General features: G+C 65.4%; 11 protein-coding genes. 8 read left to right on the top strand and 3 right to left on the bottom strand.

Annotation, left to right across the window (positions count from 1 at the left end; translation table 11 throughout):
• Positions 1-20 precede the first annotated feature (20 nt).
• Entirely contained in the window at positions 21-1,397 is a 1,377-nt protein-coding gene (locus M9952_16395; protein ID MCO5314504.1) for a multicopper oxidase domain-containing protein, read from the bottom strand.
• 141 nt (positions 1,398-1,538) lie between these two features.
• Here M9952_16395 and M9952_16400 point away from each other — a divergent pair, with 141 nt between their 5' ends.
• From M9952_16400 to M9952_16410, 3 genes are all read left to right on the top strand, one after another.
• Complete coding sequence (locus M9952_16400; protein MCO5314505.1) at positions 1,539-2,588, top strand: hypothetical protein; 1,050 nt, start codon at positions 1,539-1,541, stop codon at positions 2,586-2,588.
• Positions 2,589-2,669: 81 nt separating this feature from the next.
• Positions 2,670-2,954 carry a hypothetical protein gene (locus M9952_16405; GenBank protein MCO5314506.1) on the top strand — a complete coding sequence of 95 codons (285 nt, stop codon included), beginning with the start codon at positions 2,670-2,672 and terminating at the stop codon, positions 2,952-2,954.
• Positions 2,955-3,035: 81 nt separating this feature from the next.
• A complete protein-coding gene (locus M9952_16410; protein ID MCO5314507.1) occupies positions 3,036-4,529 on the top strand; it encodes an AAA family ATPase in 1,494 nt (497 codons plus the stop codon).
• Between the two features lie 56 nt (positions 4,530-4,585).
• On the opposite strand, the gene M9952_16415 is transcribed toward M9952_16410, so the two are convergent.
• Both M9952_16415 and M9952_16420 read right to left on the bottom strand, forming a co-directional pair.
• Positions 4,586-5,476, bottom strand: coding sequence for an alpha/beta hydrolase (locus M9952_16415; protein MCO5314508.1), 891 nt, complete (start codon positions 5,474-5,476; stop codon positions 4,586-4,588).
• A gap of 47 nt (positions 5,477-5,523) precedes the next feature.
• Positions 5,524-6,417: a diiron oxygenase gene (locus tag M9952_16420; GenBank protein MCO5314509.1), complete on the bottom strand. Its 894-nt coding sequence runs from the start codon at positions 6,415-6,417 to the stop codon at positions 5,524-5,526.
• Positions 6,418-6,528: 111 nt separating this feature from the next.
• On the opposite strand from M9952_16420, the gene M9952_16425 reads away from it, so the two are divergent.
• The 5 genes from M9952_16425 to M9952_16445 form a co-directional block, all read left to right on the top strand.
• Positions 6,529-7,266 (top strand): TetR/AcrR family transcriptional regulator, encoded by a 738-nt coding sequence (locus M9952_16425; protein MCO5314510.1) that lies wholly within the window; start codon positions 6,529-6,531, stop codon positions 7,264-7,266.
• A gap of 156 nt (positions 7,267-7,422) precedes the next feature.
• Entirely contained in the window at positions 7,423-8,796 is a 1,374-nt protein-coding gene (locus M9952_16430; GenBank protein MCO5314511.1) for a pentapeptide repeat-containing protein, read from the top strand.
• Between the two features lie 99 nt (positions 8,797-8,895).
• On the top strand, positions 8,896-9,120 hold the full coding sequence (locus tag M9952_16435; protein ID MCO5314512.1) for a hypothetical protein: 225 nt from the start codon (positions 8,896-8,898) through the stop codon (positions 9,118-9,120).
• Between the two features lie 437 nt (positions 9,121-9,557).
• Complete coding sequence (locus M9952_16440) at positions 9,558-10,088, top strand: TlpA family protein disulfide reductase (GenBank protein MCO5314513.1); 531 nt, start codon at positions 9,558-9,560, stop codon at positions 10,086-10,088.
• On the top strand, positions 10,085-10,521 hold a 437-nt coding region (locus tag M9952_16445; protein MCO5314514.1), incomplete at its 3' end, for a protoglobin domain-containing protein. The genes M9952_16440 and M9952_16445, both read left to right, overlap by 4 nt.

The raw sequence follows: 10,521 nt of genomic DNA on the forward strand, positions 1-10,521 counted from the left end.
TCAGTTCCCCCCCGGATCAACTAGTGGCTTGCACCTTCAGGCAGTTCGACGTCGCCGGCCTGGAACAGTCCCATCGCACCCCGGCTCGCCGCAGCGAACTTGTGGGTCACGATCACATAGAAACCGTCCTCGGCGAAGGTGAACTCGACGAAGCCGCCTTGAGCGGGCTGCAGGTCGAGGGCCTGGGATCCGCCCCGACGCTCATCGGGCCGCAACAGGTAGGTTCCCTCTTTCCACGTGGTGTCGAAGATGGTCCCGACGATGTGGAATGAAGAGTTCTCCGACGGGCCGGCATCCACGACCCATGCACGGATTCGCTCGCCGGTTTCCACCCGAATCGGGCTGTGCATGTACTGGTTGTAATAGCCGTTGAACACCACCGCATCGTCATCCTCGTCGAGCATCTTGCCCAGGTCGCCTTCCTTGGCTTCCGGTCCGAGGTACAGCTCGGACTGAACGAAGATGAACTCGTGATCCACCGGGGGCAGGTTCGGCGGGTCGATGATGATCGCCCCGAACATGCCGTTGCCGATGTGGTGCAGCGCAGGGGCCGTGCCGCAGTGGTACATGTAGGCACCGGCGTAGTCGGCCTTGAACTGATACACGAGCGACTCGCCTGAGTTGATGGTGCGCATCTCGTCGTCCCACGCCACCTTCGAAGCGTGGAAGTCGAGGGAGTGGCCGACCTGACCATCGTTGTACAGCGTGACGGTGAACAGGTCGCCGACCTTGCCGCGCAGGATGGTGCCGGGCACCTTTCCGTCGAAGGTCCACATCATCTGAGTCACGCCAGGGGCGACCTCCACCAGGGTTTCGATCGCGTGCATCTCGATGGTGTGTTCCGTTCCGCCCGGCGCCGGAGCCAATGTCGGGTCGTACGGTTGCCAATCCGCTGCAGGCGTGGCGCTGGAATCGATCGTCGCGAAGTCCGAGCCTGCGCTGTCGCCTCCGGTGGCGGTATCTCCGTGGCCACCTGAATGGGTTGCGCCAGCCACGACGATGTCCATCACCATTCCAGCCTCTTTGTGGCCAGGAACCGTGCACCAGGCCGTTGAGGAGGCGTCGAACGGACCGACCGTCACGGTCTCGGATTGCCCGGGGTCGAGCATCGCTGTGCCGTTGGTTCCGTCGACTTTCCAGTCATGCGGCATCGTCCCGTCGTTGGTGACGTTGACGATGAGCGCCTGACCTGGCTGCAGTTCCACCGAGGCGGGGGTGATCTTCATCTCGGTCAGCGACACGTCGATGGTCAGCGGCTCCGCGCTCGACACGGACTCACCACCGTTGCCTCGCGGGAGGTAGAGCGCGATGAGCGCCAAGATCAACGCCATCGCGGCGACACCGAACGACACGGTCCAGACACCGAAGCCGATCTGTTGTTTTCGTTCCTGCTCCATCACAAGCCTCCTTTGGGGTTAAATTCATAGTCGTCGACTAGACGACTTTTGGATAGGGAAAAACGTCCCGAAACCATTCAAAACGGCCTGCACAGATGTGTCGTCGGTCACAGTACTCGCACACTGGTAACGTGCGCCGCCATGCACCGACATGGTCCATCACGTCGCTTCACCCGCCGCGTCACCCGCCGCGCAAACGTCGCCGCGACCGTCGTCGCGGCAACCCTCCTTTTCGCCGGATGCACGGGCCGCTCGAACGCCGACGACACTCCCCCGGCCAACGGCGCCGCAGCGTCGACCACCGTGGCAGACCCCACCGACACCGCCGACATCCCGCCGACTCCCCCCGATGCGAGCGCAGATCCAACCGACCTCGATGCGGATCTGTTGGATTTGACCGTCGTCGACGACAGCAGGCCGACCCCGGCGGTCGCAGACGTCGCTGAATTGCCGCAGCGCACACTCGACACCGACCTGTACCTGCCACAGCAGTCAGAACCTCGACCGCTCATCGTGCTCGCCCATGGATTCGACGGCCACCCCGACAAGTTCAGCGATCTCGCCACCGCCTGGCGCGATGCCGGATATGTCGTGGCGGTTCCACGCTTCCCGGTGACCGCCGACGATGCCGCCGTCTTCGACGGGTCCGCGCTGACCCAACGCCTCGCCGACCTGTCGGGCCAGGTGGGTGACGTGCAGTTCCTTCTCGACTGGCTCCTCGATGAGACCAACGCGCAGGACCACCGATTCGCCGGCCGCATCGACTCCGACCACGTCGGCTACTACGGGTTGTCCTACGGGTCGTTCACCGTCTGGGATGCCTGGTTCGACGCGGGTTCGCCCGATGAACGGGTCGACGCGCTGATTCAGTCCGACGGCGGGTCGAACCTCACCGACGAGCAACTCGGGTCCGTGCCGATCCCGATACTGGTCTCCCATTCCGACGGCGACACCACCCTCCCGTATGACAACGCCCGCCGCATTTTCGACGCCCTCGGGTCGCCGAAATACCTCTTCACCACCCACGGCCACCCCCATGCCATGGTCGGAGAGAACACCGAAACCAACGCCGATGAGGCCTACCGGCAGGTCACCACTGCGTTCTGGAACCGTCACCTCTCCGGCGACGAGCAGGCCGAATTCCCCGACAGCGTCGTCATCGAAGGGGTCACCTCACTCGAGGCCGGCTGACCCGGCGGCGTCACCAACCAGGAGTTCTCGGGGACCAACGACCCTGTTTCAACTCGGCGAGCGCACACAAGAGTGGGCCCCATGCCTGCCAACAGCAAAGACGCTTGGGGCGAGGTCGGCAGTCGTCTGTCCGCCCTCGGCCTGAAACTTCAACTACACGCCCAGGAAGAACTCTCCGACGAGGAGATCGCCTCCAAGGTCGGCCTGGAACGTCTCGGGGCCGTCGCCCAGGAGATCGCCGACGCGATCAGCGACGCCTACTCCGACGAGGCCGTGCGCGCGGATGCCAAGGACGTTGCGACAGCGGTGCGCACCGCCGTCGAGGCGACCGCACGCGAGCTTCGCGAGCGGGCCACACCCAAGTAGCTCACGGTTCCGGCGGGAACCCAACACTTCAACACCCCACGGCGCCCCACGGCGCCCCGATACAACCGCGATGATGAAACCATGTGGTCTTCGCCGCTCTGTCGCACCTCCACACCGCTCGCTCCCGAGATTGCCGAAACTCATTCGGCGGTCGTGATCCTGCTCGGCGACCGCGCCTACAAGGTCAAAAAGCCCCTCGATCTCGGATTTCTCGACTTCACCACGGTGGAGTCCCGCGACGCCGCGTGTCGCCGGGAACTCGAATTGAACCAACGCCTCGCGCCGGACGTGTATCTCGGGGTCGCTGGCATCCACGGCGACGACGGCGAGGTCTGCGACTCGATCCTGGTGATGCGCCGCCTGCCAGCGGATCACCGCCTCAGCACCTGTCTGGATCGAGGCGAGGACGTGTCCGACGCGCTCCACCGCATCGCTGGCGACATCGCTGCGCTCCACGAACGCTCGACGCGAAACCCCAACCTCGAAGCGGTCGGGCGACGCGAGGTCGTGGCCAGCCGCTGGCGTGACGGCTTCGCACAATTGGCCGCCGTGCCCGCGGGAATCGTGGAGGCCGATCGCGTGACCCGGATCGAGACGCTCGCAATCGAATACCTCGATGGGCGCGAACCGCTGTTCGAGTCGCGGATCGAACACGGACAGATCGTCGACGGACACGGCGACCTCCTCGCGGATGACATCTTCGTACTCGATGACGGCCCGCGGATCATCGACTGCCTCGACTTCGACGACGAACTGCGTTGGGGCGACGTCGTGGCCGACATCGCCTTTCTGGCCATGGACCTCGAACGCCTCGGCCACCCCGATGCGGCACTCACGTTCATCGAGGAGTACCGGACGCGGTCGGGGCGGACATGGCCGACATCGCTGTTGCACCACTACATCGCCTACCGGGCGCAGGTTCGGGCCAAGGTTGCGGCCGTGCGGATTGCGCAGGAAGGTGACAGCGCTTCCGCGGCACGGGCGACTCGAGAACTACAGGTCCTCGTCGAGGTGTGCCTTCACCACCTCGAGGCGGCGCGGGTGAGGCTCGTGCTCGTCGGCGGGACACCGGGAACCGGCAAGTCCACGGTGGCCGCGGCCATCGGCGAGGCACTCGGGGCGACGGTCGTTCGCACCGATGAAGTGCGCCGAGAGATGCGACGTGAGATGCCGGACCGCGAGGGCAACCCGTACAGCGAAGCTGCCGTCGCCGCCACCTACAACGAGTCGCTCAGGCGGGCCGCCGAGCTGTTGTCGTTGGGCGAGTCGGTCATCATCGACGCCACGTGGTCGACCGAATCGCACCGCCGACTCGCCCGCGCGACGGCGGCCGCGGCATCGGTTCCACTCAGCGAACTGCGTTGCGTTGCGCCGGCCGAGATCTGCGATGAACGCATCACCGCACGGTTGGCCATCGGAACCGACCCCTCGGAGGCGACCCCCGACGTGGCCGCAGCGATTCGGGAGCGCTTCGAGCCGTGGCCGACCAGCGTGGCCATCGCGACCGACACGACCGTGACCCAGGCATGCCAGGCCGCGCTCGAGGCGATCACGGCCGATGAGGTCACCAACTAGGCCGCAGGCCTCCCCCGCCCGGGAACCCCGTCGATTCGTGACGCTGGAACGAACCTCTACCAGTCCAGGATCGTCTCGAGCACCTCGTCACCCAGACCGAGCCCGCACAAATGCCCACCACCCGGCTGCACCCGCAACTCGCCATGGGGAAGCAACGGAACGATGTGTTCGGCGTGTGACAGCGGCACGATGTAGTCGTCATCGCCTTGCCACCACACGACCCTCGTCGCAACGTCGCGAACCGAAAAGCCCCAGTAGCGGGTGAACAACACGGCGTCGTAGCCCGCCGCTTTCATCCCGTGACGACCGCCGGTGAGCACGTCGTCGAGGAACATCTCACGGTGCTCCGGCACCGCGAAGATTTCGCGGTCACCGGGAGGGGAAATGCGGGCGAACATGTCGAGCGCGAACGGAGCGACCGGCTTGGCCACCCGCACGAAATTCGTCATCACCGCGCCGAACGGTTCGCTCAGGACCGGCAACAGCGGCTTGAACCGGACCGCGATACCAACCAGACCGCCGTCGGTGCCGTCGGCTCCCCCGCTCGGGACCACACCGCTGAGAACCCCGACCGTCGGCACCCGATCGGCAAACGCGTGCGCCGCAGCCAACGCGTAGGGGGCACCACCGGACAGGCCGACGACCGAAAAGCGCTCCACCCCCAAACGGTCGATCGCGACCTCCAGGTCGTCGGTGAAGTCGAGAAGCCGGTGGTACCGATGCGCCGTCGACAGCCCGACCCCTGGCCGATCGATACCGATGACGCGGATACCTCGCTCGAACGCGAGCCTTCGAGCATTGTCGGGGATCTGCTTGCGTGCCCCAGGGGTTCCGTGAAACCACAACACCGTCTGTTCGGCGTGCGGCGGGCCGAACTCGGCGATTCCGAGCGAGCGGCCATCGCGCACCTGGACACGGCCCTCATATCGCGGCGCGGTAATAGACATCGCCCCATCGTGACAGATGACACGCCCAAATTCGACCCCGGGTCGCGTCAGCCTATTCCGCAGAGTCGCTGCCAGCGCTTGGGAACCCTGTTCGCGTCGATGATGCCGGCGGACTGGAGCTCCGCCAGGATCGGGCGGGTGGCGCGGTGGCGAATCGCTTGACGCTGCGGCGAGCGGTTGACGGCCTTCCATGTCGCCCAGCCGTCCAGCCCGACCGTTTCGTACACCCCCGGGTGAACCAGCCATTCGAACAGCTGGGCGATGGCGAGCGGCACGACGTGGCGGACGGCAAAGCGGTCGACACGCGAGGCGCTCTGCCACAACTCCGGCAACCGTGCCCGGGCGAACGAGAGGTGGCGGGCCTCTTCTTGGCGGTGATACCGGTTGACCTCGGCGAGCCACGGGTCGGTGTCGGGGTGTTCGCTGGCGAGCTTCTGCAACAGGTCGGGGATCTCCTCGCCCGCGAGCACCATCACATAGAGCACCATCGTGTGGTTGATGAGCCACGTGTTCGACATCCGTTCGAACACCGCCACCGCACGGTTGCCGGCAAGCGGGTTCTTCGCCGTCGGCCGGATCTGTTGGATCATGCGCTGGAAGATCCGTTGGTGTCGCGTCTCCTCGCCGATCTCATGGCACAGATAGGTGACCCGCGGGTCGGTGAGGTCGCGGGCCGCGGCGATCTCGAGCGCGAACCCCGCCTCGAGGATGGCTTCGAAGCGGATGCCGTTGTCGAACAGTGAGGCGACCTCCTCGCGGCTGAGCGTGGCCCGCTGTTCGGCGCTGAGGTCGAGATCGAGGCCGGCGATCGAGAGGAGTTCGTCGGGGAGGATCTGGCCGTCGCGGAGGCTGCCAATGAGGTCGGTGTCGGGATTGACGACGCGCCTTTCGCTGACGCTGTTCAGCCGTTGGATGCGCTCGGTGGTGGTCACGGTCGACATGAATTGAGCATAAACCGACCGCGGGTCGGTTTACAACCATTTCTGCCGGCCACGGCGACGAAACAGGCAACGCTTCGCAGACATTTCCGGCCGCGGCACTAGGTTGATCGGGTGACCGAGGGCCGAGCGACACCACGCCAGCGTGCGACAACGCGCCGCAAACCAGGCCGACCGAAGGGGCCGAGCTCGGATCCGGCACAGCGACTCGATTCCCTCCTCGACGGGGCGGAGGACGCAATTCGAACCCACGGCCCGTCGGTGTCGATGGAACAACTCGCTGCCGCCGCCGGCGTGTCGAAGGCCACGCTGTATGACAACTTCGCCGGCAAGGCGGGGCTGAGCGAAGCCCTAATGGACCGCAAGGGGGCCGCGCTCCTCGAGACGTTCTCGGCGACCCTGGCCGACGGGTTCACCCCCGAACAGTTCGTGCGACGGGGCATCACGATCTTCGTCGAACACGTCGCAACCGACCCCGAGATCTACCGGTTCATCGTCAACTCCACCGAGATCGGAGAAGCGGTCGTCGACGACATCGCCGCGCCGATCACCGCCATCCTCAACGCACTGCTCGACCCCGGCGACGCGCACGACGCCGACGCGCACAACGCCGACGCGCACGACAGCGATGCTTCGCTCGCAGCCTTTCTCGCCAACACCGCGCTCGGCGCGATTCTGGGAAGTACCGACTGGTGGAGCCGATCCAAGTCGCCGTCGGTCGAACGCTTCAGCTCCGCCCTCGCCGACTTCGTGTGGGCGGGCCTGATCGGTGCCGGCCTTCCCCCGAGCGACGAGCAACTCGACGTCGCCGCGGTCGCCGCCGCCATCGCCGCGGCCGAGCCCAGGCGCTGAGGCCGCACTCCCCAGGCTCAAAGCGCGACGGCCCCCAGCGGCGCCAACCAACAACAAATCCGTACACGTGTCGGGGAATGTCTCTAATGTGCGTCGAGGGGACCGAGCCGATACGTCGTGGGCGATCGGCTCTCACTCAGCGATCGGGGAGGATCGATGACAAGTTTGGTGGAAGCGGGCGTTCGACGTTCCACGACGGTGATCGCGTTGGTGGTCTGCCTGGCGGCCGGGGCGTGCGCTGCCAACCCGACCTCGACGTGGGTCGGTAGCGACTGCGGGGCGAGCCCGAACCTCGGCCCCGGCGCATCGTTGTTCGGTTGCAATCTGACCGGCCTCGACCTGTCGAACCTCAATCTGTCGGGTGCCGATCTTCGTGGCGCCGTGCTCGTGAACGCGAACCTCGCCGGTTCCGACCTGAGCGGGGCGAACCTTGAGGGCGCCAACCTGACCGGGGCCAACCTGACCGGGGCCAACCTCACCGGCGCCATCCTGGCCGGGGCCATCCTGCTCGGCGCGTTGTTCATCGGCGCGAACCTGGCCGGGGTGAACTTCGATTTCGGCCTGGTCTACGGAGCGTCCGGCAACGGTGGCGGACGACCCAGCGGGAACTCGTGTGTCGGCGCCTACTGCCCCGGCTACAACGGCACCACCGTCGACAACGGCCATCCCTTGTGCAGTTCGCAGGTCGGAGCGAGCTTCGGCGAATGGTTCTACGTCCACCAGACCGAGGCCGACCTCCAGTCGAGCGGGCGACGCTCCGTCGTGATCGACTCGGCAACCTCGTTCCATGGTGCGACGTTCGACTACTCGAACCAGACGCTGCCCTCGATCGTCACGCTCCGCGGAATGAAGTGGTCCGACGCCGACTTCTCCGACGCAACCTTCATCAACGTCGGATTCGGCTGCCAGCAGGCGACGAACGCCCGATTCTCCGGAGCGACGTTCACCTCGACGGCGGTCGGCGTCGATGCATCGCACTGGTATGTCGTCGATTTCAAGAACAGCGACTTCTCCGGCACCACGTGGACCGGTGTCGTCATGTCCGACGTCGATTTCTCCGGATCGGACTTCTCGAACGCGACGATCAGCAACTGGTCACTCGAGAACCAACTCGACTTCAACGACGACGGCCAACCCGACAATGACTACCCGTCGCCGTACCACCTGCTGCGGCTCGACAACACGAACTGGAACGGCGCCCGGATCGGCATGGACGTCAACCCGGGGACCGGCAACGATGCCGTCATCTTGTCCGGCACGTTCAACAACACCCCGTTCAAGTCGGTATCCCTCGCGGGCGCCGACCTGTCGAACTCCGAGATCGGCTACGTGGTCATGAGCGGGGCCAACCTGACCGGTATCACCACGAACAACACCGTTATCCACGGACCCGGCTTCTTCGGCGGTTCCGACTTCTCCGGCGGTTGGGTCGGCGCCACCTGGACGAGCCCGTCGGTGTATTACGACTTCAGCGCCGCGACCTGCCCGGACACCAGCATCTACGACCCGAACACCCCATGCCTGGGGTGAGACGCCGGGCGCTCGGGTGACACAACCTCGATCCGTCTGAGCAGACGGCACCTCATCAAGTACGCACACCATCATCACATCGCCGCGGTTGACCGGTTCTTGACCCTTGGCGACATTGCAGCAATCACCTGCCCAACCGTTGAGAACGCGTTCCTGCGCTGCCTGATCAGGACCGGCGTCTCCACAACCGATGCGTACGCCGTGCTCGCCGCGGTGAAGGCCGACCGGCGGGTGAGTTTCGCCCCAGAGGCCGCGTCGATGTCGGAGGCGTCGCTCTACGGCGTCATCGGCTTTCGGCAGGTCACCGATGTCCACCTCTGCTAGATCGGCGGAGCGGCAGATGCCCTCCTTGCGATCTTCGGGTGGAAGTTGTCGCCGACGAGCGCGTCCCCCGACGCGAAATGTTTCGCGACGGTCGTGGCGGGTACACAATCCGATGCCGGCCGTCACGATCTGCGCGTCTGGATGCGCCGCCGCAAAGGCGATGGTGACTTTGTCGATCGCAATGGACCGGCAGATCGCGCCTGTGACGTTGCCTGTGTCGGTCAACACCCGCTCCGGGTTGTAACCGCAGCGTTCGAGCAGCTCAGCCGCGAGCGGCGTCATCAACGTCTCGCCCGCCGGTCCAAGTCGATTCGACGTACTCATGCGCGCACCGTGCGCCGCCCTGAAGGACAAATGGAAGGCCTGCCGACCAATGGCCTTGGGGCACTCCACCAGATTCCTGTTGACATCATCCATAGGAGTCCTATACTTCTGGAATGGACACTGAACGATTCGAACTCGACGCCTCCTCCTGGGTGAACAGTGAGCCCATCAACCTCGAAGACCTTCTCGGAACGGTGGTCCTGATCGAGGCCTTCCAGATGCTCTGCCCCGGATGCGTCAGCCATGGAATCCCCCAGGCCGCAAAGGTCCACCGCACGTTCAAACGCAGCGATGTCGTCGTGATCGGACTCCACACCGTGTTCGAACACCACGACGTGATGGGCCCCGATGCGCTTCGGGCATTCGTCTCGGAATACCGCATTCCCTTTCCCGTGGCCGTCGACCGACCGGTGGCTGGCCGCTCGATCCCGTCGACGATGGGCCGCTACCAACTCCAAGGCACGCCAACCGCGCTGATCCTCGACCGGTCGGGACGGCTGCGACACATGTTCCTCGGAGTGATCGACGACCTCGCGCTCGGGAGCCATCTCGGTCACCTCATCGCCGAGCCCGCAGAGCCAGCACCCGCGCTCCCGACCCACCCCGCGACAGACAACCCGCCCACCATGGAGGAACAACCATGACCACCGACATCGCCGCGTACACCTACGGCAACCCCGACCTCGACCGCTCCCCGGTCTCCCTCGACGATCTCCAAGCACTCCAACAATCACTGCTCTGGAGCGATTCAGACCGCGAAGCGCTTCGTCGGGCCGGTGCCATCCTCGTCCCGCAGACCGAGGACATCCTCGACGTCTGGTATGGATTTGTCGGCGCCACCAGCCACCTCGTCGCCACCTTCGCCGGAGCCGACGGGGAACCCGATGGCGACTACCTCGGCAGGGTGCGGGCTCGGTTCGGCCAATGGATCGCCGATCTCACCACCCGAGAATTCGATCAGAGCTGGCTCGACTACCAGGAGGTCATTGCGCTGAGGCACCACACCGCGGGCAAGAACCAGGCCGACGGAGTCGATTCGCCGTCCACCCACGTTCCGCTTCGTCACCTCATCGCACT

The organism is Microthrixaceae bacterium, from assembly GCA_023957975.1.
Taxonomy (GTDB): domain Bacteria; phylum Actinomycetota; class Acidimicrobiia; order Acidimicrobiales; family Microtrichaceae; genus JAMLGM01.